This is a genomic window from Streptomyces sp. NPDC029159, from assembly GCF_055564055.1.
In genome coordinates this window covers 123058-141739 of the sequence record NZ_JBVHWT010000016.1, presented here as the reverse complement: position 1 = coordinate 141739, position 18682 = coordinate 123058, and the positions used below count along the sequence as shown (strand labels likewise).

The 18682-nt window shown below is 72.1% G+C and carries 18 protein-coding genes and 2 pseudogenes; 7 read left to right on the top strand and 13 right to left on the bottom strand.

Translation table 11 applies throughout. The features are described 5' to 3' along the window. Positions 1 to 93: 93 nt before the first annotated feature. A pseudogene (locus tag ACZ4U4_RS26560) lies at positions 94 to 507 on the bottom strand (TetR/AcrR family transcriptional regulator C-terminal domain-containing protein); the annotation flags it as partial. Between ACZ4U4_RS26560 and ACZ4U4_RS26555 the strand changes: the two are divergent. Then, positions 499 to 693: pseudogene (locus ACZ4U4_RS26555) on the top strand (FAD-dependent monooxygenase); the annotation flags it as partial. The pseudogenes ACZ4U4_RS26560 and ACZ4U4_RS26555 sit on opposite strands and share 9 nt — an antisense overlap. Before the next feature lie 72 nt (positions 694 to 765). Here the strand turns inward: ACZ4U4_RS26555 and ACZ4U4_RS26550 are convergent. From ACZ4U4_RS26550 to ACZ4U4_RS26540, 3 genes are all read right to left on the bottom strand, one after another. Beyond that, positions 766 to 1344 carry a maltokinase N-terminal cap-like domain-containing protein gene (locus tag ACZ4U4_RS26550; protein ID WP_467879199.1) on the bottom strand — a complete coding sequence of 193 codons (579 nt, stop codon included), beginning with the start codon at positions 1342 to 1344 and terminating at the stop codon, positions 766 to 768. Between the two features lie 149 nt (positions 1345 to 1493). Then, positions 1494 to 2366, bottom strand: a complete 873-nt coding sequence (locus tag ACZ4U4_RS26545; protein WP_467879103.1) for a methylenetetrahydrofolate reductase — start codon at positions 2364 to 2366, stop codon at positions 1494 to 1496. 93 nt (positions 2367 to 2459) lie between these two features. Continuing rightward, positions 2460 to 3701 carry an FAD-dependent oxidoreductase gene (locus ACZ4U4_RS26540; RefSeq protein ID WP_467879100.1) on the bottom strand — a complete coding sequence of 414 codons (1242 nt, stop codon included), beginning with the start codon at positions 3699 to 3701 and terminating at the stop codon, positions 2460 to 2462. A 93-nt stretch (positions 3702 to 3794) separates the two neighbouring features. Here ACZ4U4_RS26540 and ACZ4U4_RS26535 point away from each other — a divergent pair, with 93 nt between their 5' ends. After that, on the top strand, positions 3795 to 4616 hold the full coding sequence (locus ACZ4U4_RS26535; RefSeq protein ID WP_467879098.1) for a TetR/AcrR family transcriptional regulator: 822 nt from the start codon (positions 3795 to 3797) through the stop codon (positions 4614 to 4616). 75 nt (positions 4617 to 4691) lie between these two features. Here ACZ4U4_RS26535 and ACZ4U4_RS26530 read toward each other — a convergent pair whose 3' ends face one another. The 3 genes from ACZ4U4_RS26530 to ACZ4U4_RS26520 form a co-directional block, all read right to left on the bottom strand. Further along, positions 4692 to 5648 (bottom strand): ketoacyl-ACP synthase III, encoded by a 957-nt coding sequence (locus ACZ4U4_RS26530; protein ID WP_467879095.1) that lies wholly within the window; start codon positions 5646 to 5648, stop codon positions 4692 to 4694. Positions 5649 to 5677: 29 nt separating this feature from the next. After that, complete coding sequence (locus ACZ4U4_RS26525; protein ID WP_467879093.1) at positions 5678 to 5944, bottom strand: acyl carrier protein; 267 nt, start codon at positions 5942 to 5944, stop codon at positions 5678 to 5680. Between the two features lie 521 nt (positions 5945 to 6465). Further along, entirely contained in the window at positions 6466 to 7041 is a 576-nt protein-coding gene (locus ACZ4U4_RS26520; RefSeq protein ID WP_467879090.1) for a CGNR zinc finger domain-containing protein, read from the bottom strand. A gap of 107 nt (positions 7042 to 7148) precedes the next feature. On the opposite strand from ACZ4U4_RS26520, the gene ACZ4U4_RS26515 reads away from it, so the two are divergent. Next, on the top strand, positions 7149 to 8312 hold the full coding sequence (locus tag ACZ4U4_RS26515; protein ID WP_467879087.1) for an epoxide hydrolase family protein: 1164 nt from the start codon (positions 7149 to 7151) through the stop codon (positions 8310 to 8312). Between the two features lie 39 nt (positions 8313 to 8351). Here ACZ4U4_RS26515 and ACZ4U4_RS26510 read toward each other — a convergent pair whose 3' ends face one another. Together ACZ4U4_RS26510 and ACZ4U4_RS26505 are read right to left on the bottom strand one after the other, a co-directional pair. Further along, positions 8352 to 10292 carry a glycoside hydrolase family 5 protein gene (locus tag ACZ4U4_RS26510; RefSeq protein WP_467879085.1) on the bottom strand — a complete coding sequence of 647 codons (1941 nt, stop codon included), beginning with the start codon at positions 10290 to 10292 and terminating at the stop codon, positions 8352 to 8354. 371 nt (positions 10293 to 10663) lie between these two features. Further along, positions 10664 to 11443, bottom strand: coding sequence for an IclR family transcriptional regulator (locus ACZ4U4_RS26505; protein ID WP_467879082.1), 780 nt, complete (start codon positions 11441 to 11443; stop codon positions 10664 to 10666). Positions 11444 to 11523: 80 nt separating this feature from the next. Between ACZ4U4_RS26505 and ACZ4U4_RS26500 the strand changes: the two genes are divergently transcribed. Genes ACZ4U4_RS26500 through dmpG form a run of 3 tightly spaced genes read left to right on the top strand, consistent with a single transcriptional unit; the run spans position 11524 to position 14320 of the window. Then, positions 11524 to 12348, top strand: a complete 825-nt coding sequence (locus tag ACZ4U4_RS26500; RefSeq protein WP_467879079.1) for a 2-keto-4-pentenoate hydratase — start codon at positions 11524 to 11526, stop codon at positions 12346 to 12348. Continuing rightward, positions 12345 to 13301, top strand: a complete 957-nt coding sequence (locus ACZ4U4_RS26495) for an acetaldehyde dehydrogenase (acetylating) (protein ID WP_467879077.1) — start codon at positions 12345 to 12347, stop codon at positions 13299 to 13301. The genes ACZ4U4_RS26500 and ACZ4U4_RS26495 overlap by 4 nt, the downstream gene beginning before the upstream one ends. Then, positions 13301 to 14320, top strand: coding sequence for a 4-hydroxy-2-oxovalerate aldolase (gene dmpG / locus ACZ4U4_RS26490; protein WP_467879074.1), 1020 nt, complete (start codon positions 13301 to 13303; stop codon positions 14318 to 14320). Before ACZ4U4_RS26495 ends, dmpG begins: the two co-directional genes overlap by 1 nt. 35 nt (positions 14321 to 14355) lie before the next feature. Here the strand turns inward: dmpG and ACZ4U4_RS26485 are convergent, their stop codons facing one another. Both ACZ4U4_RS26485 and ACZ4U4_RS26480 read right to left on the bottom strand, forming a co-directional pair. Continuing rightward, entirely contained in the window at positions 14356 to 14769 is a 414-nt protein-coding gene (locus ACZ4U4_RS26485; protein ID WP_467879071.1) for a TetR/AcrR family transcriptional regulator, read from the bottom strand. 191 nt (positions 14770 to 14960) lie between these two features. Next, positions 14961 to 15395, bottom strand: a complete 435-nt coding sequence (locus tag ACZ4U4_RS26480; protein ID WP_467879068.1) for a cupin domain-containing protein — start codon at positions 15393 to 15395, stop codon at positions 14961 to 14963. Between the two features lie 239 nt (positions 15396 to 15634). Between ACZ4U4_RS26480 and ACZ4U4_RS26475 the strand changes: the two genes are divergently transcribed. Continuing rightward, positions 15635 to 17200 carry a cellulase family glycosylhydrolase gene (locus ACZ4U4_RS26475; RefSeq protein ID WP_467879066.1) on the top strand — a complete coding sequence of 522 codons (1566 nt, stop codon included), beginning with the start codon at positions 15635 to 15637 and terminating at the stop codon, positions 17198 to 17200. Here ACZ4U4_RS26475 and ACZ4U4_RS26470 read toward each other — a convergent pair. Beyond that, complete coding sequence (locus tag ACZ4U4_RS26470; protein ID WP_467879064.1) at positions 17175 to 18041, bottom strand: RNA polymerase sigma-70 factor; 867 nt, start codon at positions 18039 to 18041, stop codon at positions 17175 to 17177. The genes ACZ4U4_RS26475 and ACZ4U4_RS26470 overlap by 26 nt on opposite strands. After that, positions 18038 to 18595: a carboxymuconolactone decarboxylase family protein gene (locus ACZ4U4_RS26465; RefSeq protein ID WP_467879061.1), complete on the bottom strand. Its 558-nt coding sequence runs from the start codon at positions 18593 to 18595 to the stop codon at positions 18038 to 18040. The genes ACZ4U4_RS26470 and ACZ4U4_RS26465 overlap by 4 nt, the downstream gene beginning before the upstream one ends. Between the last annotated feature and the right edge of the window lie 87 nt (positions 18596 to 18682).

Genomic DNA, 18682 nt, shown 5'->3' with positions numbered 1-18682 from the left:
CGAGCGGACCTCAGAACCGCTCCCCCACCGCGCCGCTGACGCCTCCGCACCTGGACGTCGCCGCCGAGGAACTTCTCCGGACCGGGAAGGCCGTCAGGGCCGGGCGAGTTGGGCGGCCACGGCGTCGAGAACCCAGTCCAGGCCGGTCGCGAAGGAGGTCTCGGCGTCCACGTCCGTGCCATCGTGCACGGCCTTGGCCAGCGCCGGGAAGCGGCCCGTGGCCAGCATCTTCGTCACATGCGGCCCGGAGGCGCGCTGCCAGTCCTGCTCGGAGAGGCCGGTGGCGCGCTCGGCCCGTAGATTCGCGATCTCACGCCTGATCGCGCCGGTGACGTAGGCGCTGACGGTCTCCACGGCGCGCAGGGCGGTGTCGATGTCCGCGAGGCCGTCGAGGGCGGCCAGCTTGGCCTCGGTCACGGCGAGGCCGTTCAGGCCCAGGGCCGGGCGGCCGCCGAGCAGGTCGGCCAGCCATTCGTGGCGGAGGGCGGCCTGCCGGGTGCGGTGGGCGCCGAACTCGCCGAGTCCCTCGCCGCCGGCTGCGGAGACCTGGACGAGACCGTCCGCGCCTTCGAGGAACGGATGTGGGCACGGGCCGGCAGATGGGCGAAGATGACCACAGCGGGCCTGGAACGCCTCGTGAGCCCGGACCCCGCCGAAGCCGTCGCCTTCTTCGACGAAGTCCAGCCGTCGTGACCGGAGCGGCCCTTCGCCGACCGCCACCCGGCGGTCGGCGACCGGCCGCCCCTTCCGTCGCTCCGGTGGGATTTACCGCGGCGCCACAGTCGCGAACACGCCCCGAGCCGTCGTTCCGTCCGGCCGGGTCCACTCGGCGACGAGGTGGCCGGTCGGCTGCTGCTCGGTCTCCGTCGGCCGAAGGACGCGGTTGATGTGGACGGCCAGGCCGTCGTCGGGGACGGTGCCGTGCACGGTGACGGTCGGGTCGGGGGTGTCGCTCGCGCTCTGCTGCTGCGGTATCGCCGTACCGCGCAGGAGGGCGCGCAACTGGGCCAGCACCACCGGGTCGTGGACGCCGTCGTAGATCCACCGGGTGCCGAGCACGCCGTGCTCGGAGGTGCCGATCAGTGCCTCCTCCGGGGCGCCCGCCAGCGCCGCACCGCGGTAGCCCATCGGGGCCAGATACGCCACCGGCTCCTGCCCGGCGGTGTCCACCACGACCATGAACTCGATCCCGACCGCGCCCTCCGGGTCGTCCAGACGGAACCCACCGGCCTTGACCAGTTCCGGCGCCGCTGCGTCGCCCACGTACCAGCTCTGCTTCGGCAGCCACTCGGTGAGCAACTCCAGCTTGGTGGGCGTCATGGTGGTGTGGTGGATGAAGGCCATGCGGACAAGCTCCCTCATGCGTAGGTGCGGACCCGTACTCGAACGGGATGTGCCGAATCCCGAACCTATAGGAACGGCCGCGCCGTCCCGGCGGCGGCACCGGGCCTCGTCCTTCTCGGCGGCGCGGCCAGGTGCGGCGGAGGCGGCCGTCACACCAGGGCTTTCTCCCGGAAGTCGGCGATCCATGCGGAGGTGGCCGCAAGGCCGCCGAACGTATAGAAGTGGACCTTCACGGCACCGTGGCGTGCCGGGTCGTAGCCCTCGGCCAGGGTGTGCAGGAACGCGTCGGGTCCGGCGGTGCCCATGAGGTGGGTGAGGGACAGGCCGTACTTCTTGGCGATGGAGGCGCTGGTGCCGACGCCGAAGCGGGCCGCGTAGCCCATGAGGCGCCGTACGCCGGCGGGGCCGGGGACGCCGATGCGTACGGGCAGGGTGATGCCCTCGTCGCGGACGCGTGCGATCCAGGCCAGCACCGGTTCGGCGTCGAAGCCGAACTGGGTGATGACACTGCCGTCGAGGCCCTGTTCGGCCAGGGCGGCGCTCTTGTCGCGCAGCGCGCTCCACAGCGCCTCGGGGGCGATGGCCGGGTGGCCTTCCGGGTAGCCGCTGATGCCGATGTGCCGCACCCCGTACGAGGACAGCAGACCGGACGCGATCAGGGAGAGCGCGTCGGGATAGGGGCCCTGCGGGCTCGCCGGGTCGCCGCCCACGGCGAAGACGTCCGTCCCGGTGGTGTCCGCACGCAGTCCGGCGAGGAACTGCTCGAAGTCGGCCCGGGAACGGAGCCGCCGGGCCGAGAGGTGCGGGACCGGGCGGAACCCGAGACGCTTCACGGCGCGGGCGGCAGCGAGCCGCATCCGCAGGTCCTCGTTGCCGAGGAAGGTCACGTTGATCCGGGTGCCGGGCGGGACGAGCGGTGCGGCCGCCTCCAGGTTCGGTACGTCCTTGCCGGTCATCTCCAGGGAGAAGTCGTCCAGCAACGACGCACTCCCCGACGGCGAGGCTGAGCAGAGGGGGTTCATCGTGCTCCTCATGGGCGGGCGCGCAGGTCAGGCGTCACGACGGTACTCGGTGCGCGTGTGCCCGGGGCGAACCGCCGGGCGAGGCCGCCGGTGCTACGCCCCCGCCGGTTCCTTCGGGGACCGCCGGGCGAAGGGCGGGGCGTGTTCCGGGCGTGGTCCCCAGGCGACCAGGCGGGAGGGGAGTTGGCGGAATCCGGGGAGGTGCCGGGCGGCCAGGACCATCGAGGTGGGTGGGCCGATGCGGCGGCCGGTGAGGATCGGGGCGAAGAAGCCGTTGTGCAGCATCAGCTGGACACGCTGCATGATCACCGTGGGGAGCCGGCGCCGCCGCTGGACCTTCGCCAGGTCGGCGGTGGTCAACCGGCCGGTGCGCAGCGGTCCGGCGAGGAGGGTGGCCGCCGCGACCGCGTCCTGGACGGCGAGGTTGATGCCCACTCCCCCGGCCGGGGACATCGCGTGGGCGGCGTCGCCGATGAACAGCAGGCCGTCGGTGTACCAGCGCGGGAGCCGGTTGAGCCGGACGTCGAGCAGGTGGACGTCGTCCATGCTCGCCAGCTGGTCGACGCGGTCCGCGTACTGCGGCATCAGCCCGGCGATCCGTGACCGGAAGCGTTCGATGCCTTCGCCGCGCAGCCGGGCGTCGGATCCCTTCGTCGTGAAATAGGCGATCTGGAAGTAGTCGTTCCTGGTCAGGCTCAGTGCGAACTCGCCGGCCCGGAACGCGGGGATCAGCCGCGGCTTCTGGGTCTGCTCCTCGGCGTGCCGGGGCAGCCGGAGCCACCAGGTGTCGAAGGGAACCGGGAATTCCTGCGGCTCCAGGCCGGCTTCCCGGCGCAGCACGGAATTACGGCCGTCGGCGGCGACGGTGAGGTCGGCGCGGATCTCGCCCTCCGCGCCGTCCCGGGTGCGGTGGCGGACGCCGACGACCTTGCCGCCCTCCCGGATCAGTCCGGTCACCGCCGTGTCCATCCGCAGGGTGAACGTCGGCTCCTGCCGGGCCTCCTCGGCCAGCAGGTTGAGCAGGTCCCACTGCGGGATCATCGCGATGTAGTTGTACGGCGCGCGCAGGCCCTCGAAATCGGTCAGCCGCACCTCGCCGCCGTCCGGCGCGGGCACCTCCATGTTGCCCAGCTTGCTCTGCGGCAGCGCGGCGAGCTTCCGGCCCAGGCCCAGCTCGTCCATCAACCGGACGGTGGAGGCGTGGACCGTGTCGCCACGGAAGTCGCGGAGGAAGTCGCCGTGCTTCTCCAGCACGGTCACCTCGATACCGGCCCGTGCCAGCAGCAGGCCCAGCATCATGCCGGCTGGTCCGCCCCCGGAGATGACGACGCTCATGGCCCTCTCCCCTCATTCCGATCACCCTGGATGGAACTCTCATACACAGAGTCTTTGGAATGGTCTCAGATGTCAAGTAGTACGATGTTCCATATGGAGGGACGGACCAACCAGGAGCAGGTCATGCAGGAAGAACAGCTGGCGGATCTGGTGGCAGTGGCCCTGGCGACGGCGCGGGCGCGGGGCCGGGACGTCGCGGATGTCCCGCTGACGGCGATCGCGGCGGAGGCCGGCATCTCCCGCAGCACGCTGCTGCGCCGGCTGGGTGGCTCCCGGGCGGCGCTGGACGAGGCGATCCGGCGGGCCGGGGTCGACCCCGGCGGGCGGCGGCCGGTCCGCGAGCGCGCGATCGAGGCGACGGCGCAGCTCGTCGCCGAACGCGGCCTCGGCGCGGTGACCCTGGACGCCGTCGCGGAGCGGGCCGGGTGCTCGCTCCCCAGCCTGCACACGGTCTTCGACGGCCGGGACGGTCTGCTCGGCGCCGTCTACGAGCTCCACGGCCCGCTGCCCGACCTGGAGGCACTGGCCGCCGACCCGCCGGAGCGCCTGGAGGACACCGTGCGGGAGCTCCACCGGGCCGTACTCACGGCGTTCCACCGCGAGCCGCGGGTGCTCCCGGCGATCTTCGCGGACCTCTTCAGCCGCCCGGACGGGCCTGCCGCGCGGGCGATGCGGGCCTACCTGCCCCGGCTGTTCGACAGCCTCTCCCGGCTGCTGCTGCCGCATGTGGAGGCGGGCCGGATCCGGCCGCTGCCGCTGCCGCTCCTGGTCCAGCTACTGCTGGGCCCGATCGTCACCCACCTCCTCCTGCGGCCCGTCCTCGAACCCACGCTGGGGTCCGGCCTCCCCGGCGTGGACGAGACCTGCGAGCTGTTCGCCGAGGCGTATCTGCGCGCGGTCGCCCGCTCCGACTGACGCCGGCTCCCGCCGGTGCGGCCTCCGCGGCCCGCCACTCGTGGGCCGGATGCACGGTGCCGCCGCCCGCCGCGGTCAGGGAATCCGCACGGCCTGTCCCGCATAGGCCAATCCGGCGCCGTAGCCGACCAGTACGGCCCACCGGCCACGGGGGATGCGGCCCGAGGTCACCAAACGATCCAGGGCGAGCGGCACCGACGCGGCGCTGGTGTTGCCGGTGAAACGGCCGTCGTCGGCCACCACGACCTCATCGGGCACATCGAGCGCCCGGACCACCCGGCGGATCATCTTCCAGTTGGCCTGGTGCGGAATGAACGCCGCCACGTCGTCCCAGCCGATTCCGCTGACCTCCAGAATCTCGCGCACCGCGGCCGGAACCGTCGCACAGGCCCACCGCGTGACCGCCAGGCCGTCCATGTGCAGCCGGGGATGGACCCTCGCGGCGATCTCCAACTCCCGCGGATGCGGACGCACCTCCAACGCCGCCGACCGCTGCCCGGACGAGCCCCACACCACCGGACCCACCCCCGACTCCCCCTCCGTCGCACGGAGGACCACCGCGCCCGCACCGTCGGCGAACAGCGGGGCGGTGACCGGATCATCGGGATCGATCATGTCCAACATGCGGTCCGCGCCGATCACCAGGACCGTGCCGCAACCACCGGCGCCGGCACCGATCAGCGAACGCGCCACATGCAGGGCGTAGCAGAACCCCGCACAGGCGATGCTCACATCGAACGCGGCCACCTGCAGTCCCAGAGCCGCGGCCACCTGCGGGGCCACTGCGGGGCAGAGTTGGAGGTTGGACGAGGTGGCCACCAGGACCACATCCACCGCGTCGGCCGGTAACTCCGCCGCCGCCAGCGCCTCCCGCGCGGCGAGGGTGGCCATCGAGGTCACGGTCTCGTCCGGGCCCGCCACACACCGGGACTCCACGCCTGTCCGCGACAGCACCCACTCCCGCGTCACGCCCAATCGCTCCGCCACCTGCCCGGCATCGACCGCCGCCGGACGGTAGGAGCCCGTGGACACCACACGGCACGGACGCACCGCCTCACCGCTCACGCGCTGCCCTGCACCCCGGCCGCGGCCAGGAATTCCAGCACCGAACGCGGCGTGGTCAGCTCACCGGCCTCGTCGTCGCCGATCTCGACCCGGTAGGTTTCGCTGATCACCGTCACCATCTCGGCCCGCGCCAGCGAATCCACGTCGAGTTCTTCGAAATCCCTGTCGAGCGCCTCCTCGGGAAGCCTGATCGCGTTCTCCGGGCCCGCCTTGTCGCCATGCACCACACTCGTCAGAATCTGCTCGAATTCGTCAAGCGTCACGACATCTCCATTCATGGTGAAGGTCAGGGGCTCCGGCGCGCGTACCGCACGGAAGCAGGAGAGAAGCGAGAAGGAAGCGGGAAAAGGAGCGAGAGGAAAAGACGGCTCCGCCGGGATTCTCTTCCCGCGGTCGGCCACCTGCCCCGGAAGCATTACATACACATCTGCCCCTTCGTCACCGGGAGAGAGGGGGCGCAGGATGCGCGAAATCGGGTGCGGCGTGCGTGGGCTCGCGCGGCGCGGCGAGCGGCCCGGGAATGCCACCGTTCACCTCCGGGGCGCGGATTACGCAACCGTGCGCCGTTTGGCGACGCCTGTGTGACGGCGGTTGCCGAGGAGGAGCGGGTGGGCCGCGGTGTCAGGGGGGGGCAGGCGGGCCGATGCAGGGGGAGGAGAGGGGCGCCGACCGGGGCGCCCTCGTCATGCGGCATTGCCGAAGTGCCCTGGCACGCCTACGGAAAGGAACGTAAGGCCCCTCGCTCACCCAGGTGTTTTCCGGACGTGTGTACCGAGTGCGACGGCTACTGTGCCGGTCCGGAGTTTTTGCGCTGGTTGGCGTGGAAGCGCGCTTTCTTCTCGCGGTTTCCGCAGGTGTTCATCTCGCACCATCTGCGGGTGCGGCTTCGGCTGGTGTCGAAGAAGGCGGCTCGGCAGGTCGGCGAGGCGCACAGGGCGAGTTGTCCGTCTCGTTCGCCCGCGAGGATGCTGATCGCGTCGGCGGCGATCACGCCCAGGGCGTCCGCCACGGCGGCAGTCGGGCCGAGTCGCCATTGCCGGGTGTTCTGGGGCGTCAGGACGGCCGAGGCCCGGCCCTGCATGCTGCGGTCGTTGATGACGTGGACCGCGGAGACCGGGAGGGGTTCCCGGATCGCGGCCGCGGTCAAGGCGGCGTGCAGGGATTCCCGCAGTTCCCGGGCGAGTTCGAGCTGGGCGGCGGTGCAGGACTCCACCACGAGGCCGTTCACCGCCAGCCAGTCGACGAGTCGCTGCGGCACGGGGATGCGTTCCACCGGATCGCCACAACGCTCCGTCAGCGTCGCCGTGAAGCTGGTCGCCAGCACCTTGCCGAGACGGAATTCGGGGAACCGTGCACACATGGAACCACCTTAGCCGGTTGCGCACCGGCACCTGCCGGGGCACGCTGGAACCGTCTTAACCGGTTCACACCGGAACTGAATCGGACCCACGACGACCAGGAGGCCCTGTGCCCAGCGACGTGTACGCATATGAAGCCCGCGCAACCGACGCCGACCTCGACGAGCTGCGCGCACGGCTGGCCGCGGCGCGGCTGCCGGAAGCCGAGACGGTTCATCCCGCCGCGCCCGGTCCCCGCCGATGGGAGCAGGGCGTTCCGCTCGCCGACCTCGTCGAGGTCGTGGACTACTGGCGCACCGGGTACGACTGGCGGTCGTTCGAAGAGCGCCTTGCCCGGATCGGCGGGTTCCGTACGACGATCGACGGTCTGGGAATCCACTTTCTGCACCGCCGGTCCACGCGCGCGGATGCCACTCCGCTGATCCTGACGCACGGCTGGCCGGGCAGCATCGCCGAATTCATCGATGTGGTGGACGCGTTGGCAGATCCGGAAAGTGCGGAGGCGCCGGCATTCCATGTCGTGGTCCCGTCGCTACCGGGCTTCGGTTACAGCGACAAACCGGCCACCACCGGGTGGGGAACGGAAAAGATCGCGGCCGCCTGGGTGGAATTGATGGAACGGCTCGGCTACGGCACGTTCCTCGCCCACGGCGGTGACTGGGGAGGCAATATCACCACGGTTCTCGGCGGCAGATTCCCGGAGCATGTCATCGGCATCCACACGACGTTCGCGGAGGGGCTGCCCGGGGCCACGACGGACGGGCTGACGGCGGTCGAGCGCAGGTGGGCCGAGGAGACCCGCACGTTCTGGCGCCACCGCGCGGCGTACGCGAAGCAGCAGGCGACCCGGCCGCAGACCATCGGCTACGCGCTGGTCGACTCACCGGTCGGACTGCTCGCCTGGATTCTCGACAAGTTCGCCGAGTGGTCGGACACCGAGGACAGCCCGTTCGAGACGATGTCCCGGGACCGCATTCTCGACAACGTCACCCTGTACTGGCTGACGCGGACCGGCGCCTCGGCGGCCCGCATCTACTACGAGAGCCACAATGCGCTGGACCCCGCGCTCCGGGTCGACGTCCCGTCGGCCCTCACGATGTACCCCCGCGATATCGAGAAGTATCCGCGCCCGTGGTCGCAGGAGCGGTACCGGCAGATCGTCCGGTGGAATGCGCCGGAAGCCGGGGGCCATTTCCCGTCGTTGGAGGTTCCCGGGTATTTCGTCAAGGATCTGCGAGAAGGTCTCGCGGCGGTGCTGGCCGCCCGTCGGTGAACGCGGCCGGGCCCGGTCCCGGTCTCCCCGCGGAAGAGTTCAGGAGAGGGCGCGGCACAGCAGGGCGGCGGGGCGGCCCTGTTGGGCGGACTTCCGGGTCATGGCGACGCCTGCGAGGTACTCGGTGTCGGCGCACTGGCCCTTGTAGTCCTTCTCGGACCAGTCGCTGCCCTGGGCGCCGCCGGTGGCGGGGCGGTTGTCGCCGCGGTCGAACCACACGCTGCGGCCCTCGGTGGGCAGCGGGGTGGCGGAGGGGGCGCAGAGCAGGGAGACCATGGCGGGGCCCTTCATGCTGTAGCCGACCGCGAAGCTGTTGACCGGGCACTGGAGCTTGTCGTAGCCGACGGCCCAGTCGCCCTGCTCCACATAGCGTTCGTCGTCGACCCGCTGCCAGTCGCCCGCCGCCTTGCGTGGCTCGGCGGCGTCGGTGCACAGGCCGCGGCCGTGGCTGTGGCCGAGTCCGATCAGCCGTTCGGTGTCGGGGCAGTCGCCCTTGGAGTTGCCCGGGCTCCAGTCGGCCTTGGCGAGCATGGTGCGGGAGAGGTTCCAGTCGCCGTGATCGAGGAAGACGATGTTCCAGTGGTCGGCGGGGGCGATGGGGCCGCTCTTGGAGGGGGCGTTGACCAGCTTGTTCCAGTCGGTGGCCCGCCAGTCGCCGCCGTCCTCGACGCCGGTCCGCCTCCCGGCGGCGTCGTACGAGAGGAGCGCCCAGTTGTCGTCGGGGGTGCCCTGGTCGTCGCTCCAGCCCACCAGCGGCCACTGGGCGAAGTCGGTGTCGTTCTTCACCAGGATGTCGGTGAAGTGCGTGAACCAGGCTTTCTCCTTGGCGTCGGTGGAGCCGCGGCCGCCGGCGCCGAACTCGCTGACCCAGACCGGCGCGGTGAAGTGCTTGCCCTCCTCGGTGACGAACAGCCCCTCGTCGTGCACGACCTCGGCGAGCTGCTCGGGGGTGAAGTCCTCATAGCGCGGGTCGTCGGTCGATCCCGGGCCGCTGCCCGCACCGCTGTTGGCCGGGCCGGTGTAGCCGTAGAAGTGCACCGCGTAGACGAGTTTGCCGGAGTCGATCAGGGTGTGGGAGAGGGTGCGGACCGGTTTGAGGTCCGGGCGCTGGTGCGGGAGGCCGTTGGCGGGGATGCCCTGCCAGTTGATGCCCTCCATGACGATCAGCATGTCGGGGTCGGTCTGGAGGATCTTGTTGCCGGCCTGTTCGAAGGCGGTGTACTCGTCGTGGTCGTCGCCCATGCCCCAGTTGGCGTCGTCCCAGGTGTCGCGGCGTACCTCGTTGCGCAGATCGGCGCCGACCACGCGCTTGTTGTCCCGGTAGCGTTCAGTCATGAACACCCAGTCGTCGATCCACTGCGCGGTCGACTGCCCGCTGTTCCAGCGCTCGTTGCCGTCCAGACCGCAGCAGAAGCGGTAGCTGGTGGTGTGGTTGTTGAGGATCACCGCGAAGCCGTCGGCGGTCAGCGCCTCGATGACGGCGTCGAACACCTCCAGCGGCGTCTCCCCCTTGAGCTGGGGGTTGGCGGCGACCGCGGCGCCCGGCACCGCGGTCTTGTCATGGACGAGCGCGTTGGCGAACGGCAGCCGGACGCTGTTGATGCCGAGGTGGTGGAAGTCGGCCAGGATCCGGGCGAGCGGGGTACGGTCCAGCCCGAGCGGGATGTTGTTCGACTTCTGGTGCGCCTGGTGGTTCGCCACGTCGTCGGGGTCGCCGCTGCCCGTGTACGTCCCCTGCGCGCCCGCCCAGTTGCCCGACCTGAGCTTGAAGCGGTTGCCGTCGGCGTCGACGATGTACCGGCCCCGGGTGCTGAGCGGGCCGGTCCACGAGGCCGCGAGAGCGTCGCCCGACGCTGCGGCCGGAGCCAGGGCGGGGGCGGCGTCCGGAGCGGCGACCGCCCCGGGGACGGCCACGATCAGCAGTACGGCGGCGACGAGCAGCGCCGGTATGCCACGTATGGCGGAGCGGGCGGTGCGCATGGAGCCCTCCGGGTGGGGGTGCGGAGCACGGCGCGAGGCGTCCCACCACCCGTTCCCGGGGCGGCAGTTGGCGCATCACCGTACACGGCGGTCCGGTCGGCCGCACCACCTGGACCGGACCTTTGGCGCGGCCGGGCGGGGTGGTGCGGGAGCGGTTTTCTCAAAGGGCCACCGGGTCCAGCGGGATCGGCCGGAGCATCTCCGGCTCCTCCTCGGGCGCCGGAGCGGGCCGGAGCGGGGAACGCGTGCTGCGAGTGCCGGTGTTCTACTCGCCCCGGATGCTCAAGCCACTGACCGCCGAGCTGACCGCGGCCGCGGCGCGGATCACCGACGCCGTGTGACGGACCGTCCGGACCGGCCCGCGGGCCGGTTCACCGCTCCTGCGGCCGGCGGCGGATCAGCATGCTGCCCAGCCCGGCGGCCGCGGCCCGTACCTGTGTGACGTACCGCTCGGGGCGGAAGCGGGTGGTGGGCCCGGCCACGCTGATCGCGGCGACCGCCGCGTTGTCGCCGTCCAGCACCGGCGCGGCCACGCAGTGGATCCCGACGGTCGACTCCTCGCGCTCGAACGCGACGCCGGTCTCGGTGATCTCCCGCAGCTGGCGGCGGAGGGCGCCCGGTGCGACGAGGGTGTGCGGGGTGCGCCGTTCCAGGGGGCCGGTCAGCACCTCCTGCCGCAGCGCGTCGCCGGCGTGGGCGAGCAGCGCCTTGCCGATGGCGGTGCAGTGCAGCGGCATCCGTCCGCCGGTCCGCGAGGGCGCCTTGACCTGGCGGTGTCCGCCGATCTTGGCGACGTAGACGATGTCGTGCCCCTCACGGACGCCGAGGTGGACGGTCTCGTGGGTGCGTTCGTACAGGTCCTGGAGGAAGGGCACCGCCACCTCCAGCAGGCTGCGTTCGGGCGAGGCGAGCATGCCGAGTTCGAAGAGGCCGCCGCTGGGACGGTAGCCGCCCTCGACCCGGTCGAGCAGCCGGTTGGCGACCAGCGCGGCGGCCAGCCGGTGCACGGTCGCCTTGTGCAGGCCGGTGCGCCGGACGAGTGCGGCGAGCGGCACGGCCCGGTCGTCGGGCCGGAACGCCCGCAGGATGGTGACCGCTTTGCCGAGCACGGTGTCGAGACCGGCCGCTGCCGGGCGCGGGGCTTCCGTCATGCGTCCAGCCTAAGCGGCGCGTATCGCTGAGCGAGACGAAAGGCTGGTCCGCGCCGGGCGACCGGACCCAAGGTGAAGCCGTGACTGCGAACCCACCGCTCGCCTCCGCGAGCACCTCCGACATCGCCGCCGCGGCGGCGCGGCTCGCCGGCGCCGCCGCCTCCGGTGTGCCCTGTGCGCCGGTACGCGACCTGATCGGCCGGGACGACCTGGCCGCCGCGTACGCCGTGCAGGCCGAACTGACCGCACGGCGCCTCGCCCGGGGCGCCCGGATCACCGGCCGGAAGATCGGCCTGACCTCCGAGTCCGTACAGCGGCAGCTCGGCATCGACCGGCCCGACTTCGGCGTCCTCTTCGCCGGCATGGCCCATCCGGACGGCGGCACGGTCCCCGCCGGACGGGTGCTCCAGCCCCGCGTCGAGGCGGAGATCGCGTTCGTGCTCCGCGCCGATCTGGCCGACGGTCCCCTCGACACCGCGCAGGTCCGCGACGCGATCGACCACGGTGTCGCCGCGCTGGAGATCTGCGGCAGCCGGATCGCCGGCTGGGACATCAGCCTCGGCGACACGGTGGCCGACAACGCCTCGGCGGGCGCCTATGTGCTCGGGGCGGACCGCCGCACCCTCGACGAGGCCGAGCCGGTGGACACCGAGATGACGATGAGCGTGAACGGCACCGAGGTCTCCACCGGAACCGGCGCCGCCTGCCTCGGCGACCCGGTCGAGGCTCTCCGCTGGCTCGCCCGCACCGCCCGCGAGCTGGGCGAACCGCTGCGTGCGGGCCAGGTCGTGCTGTCCGGCGCGCTCGGCCCGATGCACGCGGTGTCCCCCGGCGACACCGTCACCGCCCGGCTGACCGGCTTCGGCGGCGTCACGGTCCACTTCGGCGAGGGAGAGCCGTCATGAACAGGACGAAGGTGGCCATCATCGGGTCGGGCAACATCGGCACCGACCTGATGATCAAGGTGCTGCGCGGCGCGGAGCACCTGGAGATGGGCGCGATGGTCGGTATCGACCCCGCCTCCGACGGACTGGCCCGCGCCGCCCGGCTCGGCGTCCCGGTCACCCATGAGGGCGTCGACGGGCTGGTCGCCCTGCCCGGCTTCGACGAGATCGGCATCGTCTTCGACGCGACCTCCGCCAAGGCGCACGAGGCGAACGCCGCCAGGCTGGCCCCGCTGGGCAAGCGCCTGATCGACCTCACCCCGGCCGCCGTCGGGCCCTATGTCGTCCCCGCCGTCAACCTCGACGACCACCTCGGCGCGCCCGACCTCAACATGGTCACCTGCGGCGGTCAGGCCACCATCCCGATCGTCGCCGCGGTCAGCCGGGTCGTGCCGGTGGCGTACGCGGAGATCGTCGCGTCGATCGCCTCGAAGTCGGCGGGTCCCGGCACCCGCGCCAACATCGACGAGTTCACCGAGACCACCTCGGCCGCCATCGAGCGGGTCGGCGGCGCACGCCGGGGCAAGGCGATCATCGTCCTCAACCCCGCCGAGCCGCCGCTGATGATGCGGGACACGGTCTTCTGCCTGGTCACGGCCGCGGATCCGGCAGTTCAGGAGGAGATCCGGCAGTCGGTCGCGAAGATGGCCGCCGAGGTCGCCGCCTACGTCCCCGGCTACCGCCTCAAGCAGCAGGTGCAGATCACCGAGCTCCCCGGGAACCAGCCGGTCGGCACGCTGCTGGCCGACGGCGCCGACGCGACCGGCGCCCGGCCCACCCACCAGGTGTCGGTCTTCCTGGAGGTCGAGGGCGCCGCGCATTACCTCCCGGCCTACGCCGGGAACCTCGACATCATGACCTCCGCGGCGCTCCGGGTCGCGGAGCGCATCGCCGCAGGGAAGGCAGGCCGCTGATGGGCACCCCGATCTTCATCCAGGACGTCACACTCCGCGACGGTATGCACGCCGTGCGGCACCGGATCACCCCGGACGACGTCAAGACCCTCGTCACCGCGCTCGACGCGGCGGGCGTGGATGCGATCGAGGTCGCGCACGGCGACGGGCTCGCCGGCGGGTCGGTCACCTACGGCCCCGGCTCGCACACCGACTGGGAGTGGATCGAGGCCGCCGCCTCGGTGCTGGAACGCGCGCGCCTGACCACGCTGCTGCTGCCCGGCGTCGGCACCGTCCACGAGCTGAAGCGCGCCTACGACCTCGGGGTCCGGTCGGTCCGTGTCGCCACCCACTGCACCGAGGCCGACATCTCCGCGCAGCACATCGCCGCGGCGCGCGAACTCGGCATGGACGTCTCCGGGTTCCTGATGCTCTCCCACATGGCGCCGCCCGAGGAGCTGGCCCGGCAGGCGAAGCTGATGGAGTCCTTCGGCGCGCACTGCGTCTACGTCACCGACTCCGGCGGCCGGCTCACCATGCCCGACGTGGTCGCCCGGGTCCGTGCCTACCGGGACGTGCTGGATGCCGGGACCGAGATCGGCATCCACGCCCACGAGAACCTGTCGCTGTCGGTCGCCAACTCCGTCGTCGCCGTCGAGAACGGCGTCCGGCGGGTCGACGCCTCGCTGGCCGGGCACGGTGCGGGCGCCGGCAACTGCCCGATCGAGGCGTTCATCGCGGTCGCCAACCTGTCGGACTTCACGCACGGCTGCGATCTGTTCCGGCTCCAGGACGCCGCCGACGACCTCGTACGACCGCTCCAGGACCGCCCGGTCCGCGTCGACCGCGAGACCCTCACCCTCGGGTACGCCGGTGTCTACTCGTCGTTCCTGCGCCACGCCGAGGCGGCCTCGGCACGGTACGGGGCGGACGTCCGCGACATCCTCATGGAGTGCGGGCGGCGGCGTCTGGTGGGCGGTCAGGAGGACATGATCGTCGACATCGCGCTCACCCTCGCGGCTGACGGACGGCCCGTCTGACGCCGTACCCGCCGGGCCTGACGCCGTGGCGGCGGTCAGCGGGACGCGGTCAGCGCCTCGCCGAGCGCCGCCACGGCGTCCGTCCGTTCCCGCAGGTACGCCGCGATCGGCTTGCCGTCCTCGGACTGGAGGGAGACGAAGGCCCCGTCGAACCCGGCCGTGCCGAAGTGGGCCAGCGCGTCCGCGACCCGGTCCGCGACGGCCTCGCCCTCGCCGAGGAACGCCGAGCGGATCATGTGGCGCATGTAGGCGCGCCCCTCGTCGCGGATCGTGATCACCGTCCGCAGCGCCTCCGGGGCCTCGGCCGCCTCATGGCTCATCACCAGCACCAGCAGCAGCCGGAGGAAGCCCTCCCGGTGCTCCAGCACCTCCCCGGCCCGTCGGAGATACCAGCCGAGGCGCTCGCGGGGCGTGCCGCCCGACGGGGGCTCGCGGTGTGCCTGACGCATGGCGTCGAAGTGCTCGTGCGCGCCGGGGGCAGCCCGAAGTGCCGTGCGCGGCAGCCGGTTTCGCCCTCCGGAATTCCCCCTTGATTCCGCGTGCCCGCCCTCGACACCCGGTCGAAGCGCGCTGTTAGCCTCGCCGCCCTCGTCCGCACGGTGCCGCGCGCGGACGAAGGCGCGGCCGGATCCGCCGGCGGTCATCCGAAGTCGCACCCCGGATTGGGGGCGTCCTGCGCGTAGGGGGCTCCGTGCGGCAGGACGTACAGGACCTCCAGGACGACGTCGGTGGTTCCGCGGTTCTCACCGATGTGCACATGGTCGGCGCCCGCCGGTTCGGTGATCCTGCTGCCCTTCGGGTACACGCCGTCCGAGGCGCAGGTGGCGTCGAAGTGGCTGAGCGTGCCCTGTTTGACACGGCCGTGGACGGTGCCGTCGTGGTAGTGCCATCCCGTGCCCTGACCTGGCGGAATGGTGATCTCGCGCAGGATGTAGTCCCAGTCGCCGACGGTGGTCCGGGCGATGTCCTTGGCGGTGACCCCGGGGCCGCCCGGCGTCGCCTGGGCCGGACCGACGGAGAGGGAGAGGGCGACCAGCACGGCGCCGACCGTGGCCAGACGTGACAGATTCCGCATAAAAGCCCCTTCAGGGGATATCGGTTGCTGAACGGTAGCCCGGCTCCCGGCCCGGAGTGAAGGGGTGGGGACCGGTTCGTGTCGCGTGCCCGGCTCCCGCCGCGGGAGCGGCGGTGGGCGTCGCCGCCCCGCGCCACCGGCGAGGGCGGGTTCCGATGGTAGGTGGCGGCACCGAGGGGTAGGTTACGGCCACCCGCACACCTGATCGACCGTCAATTCCCGGCTGGCTGGAGGACGTTATGCATCCGCGCCGCGCCGCCGCGATCCCGGCCCTCGGTCTGGCGCTGCTCTGCGCCGTCCTCCCCACGGCGGATCCGGCGGCGGCCGCACGGGCCCGCGGCGGGCCCGGCCCGGTGGCCGTCCGGGACGCATCCGCCGCCGACCGGCCCGTCCCGTCCGGCACCGTCACCACGTCCGACGGCCGGACGTACCTCACCGACCGGCACGGCCGTGTGCTGCGGCCGCGCGGCCTCAACCTCGGCAAGAACGAGACGGTCACCGAGGACGACCTCGCCCGGATCGCGGACGACGGCTTCGGCCTGCTGCGGCTGACCATCCAGTGGGAGCGGCTCGAACCGCACCGCGGCCGCTACGACACCGGCTATCTGTCCTCCCTCCAAAAGATTGTGGGCTGGGCCGACCGGTACGGGGTGCTGGTCCTCGTCGACTGGCACCAGGACGTCTACGGCCCGGCGTTCGGCCACCACGGCATCCCCGCCTGGGCCACCCGCACCGACGGACTGCCCTTCGAGCCCGATCCGGACGACTGGTTCGCGGAGTACTTCCAGCCCGCCGTCCAGGCCGCCTTCACCCATCTCTACGACGACCGTGATCTGCGCGCCGCCCAGGCCGCCGCCTACGCCAAGGTCGCGGCCGCCCTGCGCGGACACCGTTCCCTGCTGGGCTACGACCTGTTCAACGAGCCCTTCGGGCCGGTGCCCGGCGATCCGACCGACCCCGGCGACCGGATCCGCGCCTCCGCCGCCCTGGAGCGCGGGCGGCTGGCGGCGATGTACCGGCGGCTGATCGGCGCCGTCCGCACCGCCGACCCCGACGCCTGGCTCTTCCTCGAACCCACCGTCCTGGTCGGCGAGGGCGTCCCCACCAGCCTGCCCGGCTTCACAGACCCCCGGCCCGGCGCGGACCGGCTCGGGTTCGCGCCGCACTACTACGACACGGCCGTCGAAGGGGGCTCCGACTGGGACACCACGAGCCGCTTCATCGAGAACTACGAGACCGCCATCGGCGCCTACCCCACCGCCCACCGGCTGCCGGTCCTGGTCGGCGAATGGGGCCCGCCGCAGGCCGTCACCCCCGGCAACGCGGAGCTGTTCCGGCGTCAGGTCGCCTCGATGGACCGCTTCGCCGCGGGCTGGGCCCTGTGGTACGACTGCCGCGCCCGCGACGGCGGCGGCTACTGCGCCTACGACGCCGACGGCAGCCCCGCCCCCGGGAAACAGCCCGCCTTCGCCCCGTACGCACCGGCCGTCGCGGGCATCCCGGGCGCCGAGTCCTACGCCCCGTCCACCCGGACGTACACCCTCACCCTGACCGCCGACCGCACCACGCGGCGCGCCTGGACGCTGCTCTCCCTGCCCGCCACCGCTTTCCCCGACGGGGCACGGATCTCCGTCGCCGGCGCGGGCCCGGCGGTGGTGGTCCACAGCGGACCCGGCAGGGCCCGGCTGCGGCTCCCGGCGGCCGCTCCGGGAGCCACGGTGCGGGTCACGGCGACCGCCCGCCCGGCCGCGCCCGCTCCGTCGCGGACCGAGGGCCGGGTCAGCCCGGCAGCCGGACGCGGGTGAGCTTGTCCGGGTTGCGGATCAGCCGGATGGCGCTGATGGTGCCGTCCTCGTGGAAGTCGCAGCAGCCCACCGAGTCCGGGCGGGCGCCCGACGTGAGGAGTGTGCCGGGCTCGCCGTTGACCAGGACCTGGTGGATGGCGGCATCCGGGATCGGGGTGGCGAGGACGCCGAGGATCCAGCGGGCGACCTTGTCGGCGCCGACGATCGGGCGCCGCGCGGCGCGGATCTTCCCGCCGCCGTCGGTCCAGGCCGTCACCTCGGGGGCGAGCATCGCCAGCACCCGGTTGAGGTCCCCGCCGGCGCAGGCGGCCAGGAACTCGTCGGTGGCCTTGCGCCGTACGTCGGCGGGGGCGTCGTAGCGGGGCCGTCGGTCCTGCACATGGCGGCGGGCCCGGCCGGCGACCTGCCGCACCGACGCCTCGGAGCGCTCCAGCATCCCGGCGATCTCGGGGTGCTGGAAGCCGAACACCTCCTTGAGGACGAACACCGCCCGCTCCAGCGGCGACAGCGTCTCCAGCACCACCAGCATCGCCAACGAGACCGCTTCCGCCTGCTCGACCTCGCCGCTGGAATCCGCCGTGGTCACCAGCGGTTCCGGCAGCCACGGGCCCACGTACGACTCGCGCCGGACGGCGGCCGACCGCGCGCGGTTGATCGAGAGGTTGGTGACGATCCGGCACAGGTACGCACGGGGGTGGGCGACCGAACCGGCGTCGACGGCGCTCCACTTGAGCCAGGCGTCCTGGAGGATGTCCTCGGCGTCGGCGGCGCTGCTCAGCATCCGGTAGGCGATGCCGAACAGCACCGGCCGGTGTTCCTCGAAGAGTTCAAGCGCGCTCACGCACGGGACGGTACCTCGCACCGGTCCGAGAAGCCCTGGCCGGTGAGGCCGAAGGCGCTGTTCATCCGGGAGCGCATGTTCTCCACGGCGACCATCGCGGTGAGTTCGACGAACGCGGGCTCGCCGAGCTGCCCGATGAGCCTGGCCGCCAGTTCGTCGGTGACGGTCGGCCGCGTTCCGGTCATCGCCTCGGCGTACTCCAGGACGTCCAGCTCCAGCGCGGTGAACGCCTCGCGCCGGTTGCGCCAGTCCGGTACGGCGTGCAGCTTCTCGCGCGGCATACCGCTGTTGTGCGCCTCCCAGTAGCCGAAGTCGGTGCACCAGGAGCAGCCGATCAGATGCGCGGGGGCCATGACGGCGAGCAGTTTGAGCCGGGGATCGAGCTTGTTCCACTTGGCGACGGACAGCTCGAACCGCATATCGCTCGACAACACCTTGCGGTGGTGGGCCATCGCGCGCGCCGGGTCGAGGACCGCGCCGAAGCGGCGCCTGGAGTACCACTCGCTGATCCGGTACAGCAGGGTGCGCGGCGGGTCGAGTGAAATACGGGCCATGGGGATCTCCTCCTGGGGGTGAATCCTTCTCATGGGAGAAGACAGAGCGGCGCGCCCGGGTGTGACATGCCGCCGGTTCCCTCTGTT

Excerpts from the sequence above, each read along its gene's own strand:
- ACZ4U4_RS26465 (WP_467879061.1), bottom strand. The coding sequence starts at position 18,595 with ATGGCCCGTATTTCACTCGACCCGCCGCGCACCCTGCTGTACCGGATC.
- ACZ4U4_RS26520 (WP_467879090.1), bottom strand. The coding sequence starts at position 7,041 with ATGTGTGCACGGTTCCCCGAATTCCGTCTCGGCAAGGTGCTGGCGACC.
- ACZ4U4_RS26485 (WP_467879071.1), bottom strand. The coding sequence starts at position 14,769 with ATGCGTCAGGCACACCGCGAGCCCCCGTCGGGCGGCACGCCCCGCGAG.
- ACZ4U4_RS26545 (WP_467879103.1), bottom strand. The coding sequence starts at position 2,366 with ATGAACCCCCTCTGCTCAGCCTCGCCGTCGGGGAGTGCGTCGTTGCTG.
- dmpG (WP_467879074.1), top strand. The coding sequence starts at position 13,301 with ATGGGCACCCCGATCTTCATCCAGGACGTCACACTCCGCGACGGTATG.
- ACZ4U4_RS26510 (WP_467879085.1), bottom strand. The coding sequence starts at position 10,292 with ATGCGCACCGCCCGCTCCGCCATACGTGGCATACCGGCGCTGCTCGTC.
- ACZ4U4_RS26535 (WP_467879098.1), top strand. The coding sequence starts at position 3,795 with ATGGAGGGACGGACCAACCAGGAGCAGGTCATGCAGGAAGAACAGCTG.
- ACZ4U4_RS26505 (WP_467879082.1), bottom strand. The coding sequence starts at position 11,443 with ATGACGGAAGCCCCGCGCCCGGCAGCGGCCGGTCTCGACACCGTGCTC.
- ACZ4U4_RS26495 (WP_467879077.1), top strand. The coding sequence starts at position 12,345 with ATGAACAGGACGAAGGTGGCCATCATCGGGTCGGGCAACATCGGCACC.
- ACZ4U4_RS26480 (WP_467879068.1), bottom strand. The coding sequence starts at position 15,395 with ATGCGGAATCTGTCACGTCTGGCCACGGTCGGCGCCGTGCTGGTCGCC.
- ACZ4U4_RS26475 (WP_467879066.1), top strand. The coding sequence starts at position 15,635 with ATGCATCCGCGCCGCGCCGCCGCGATCCCGGCCCTCGGTCTGGCGCTG.
- ACZ4U4_RS26540 (WP_467879100.1), bottom strand. The coding sequence starts at position 3,701 with ATGAGCGTCGTCATCTCCGGGGGCGGACCAGCCGGCATGATGCTGGGC.
- ACZ4U4_RS26550 (WP_467879199.1), bottom strand. The coding sequence starts at position 1,344 with ATGGCCTTCATCCACCACACCACCATGACGCCCACCAAGCTGGAGTTG.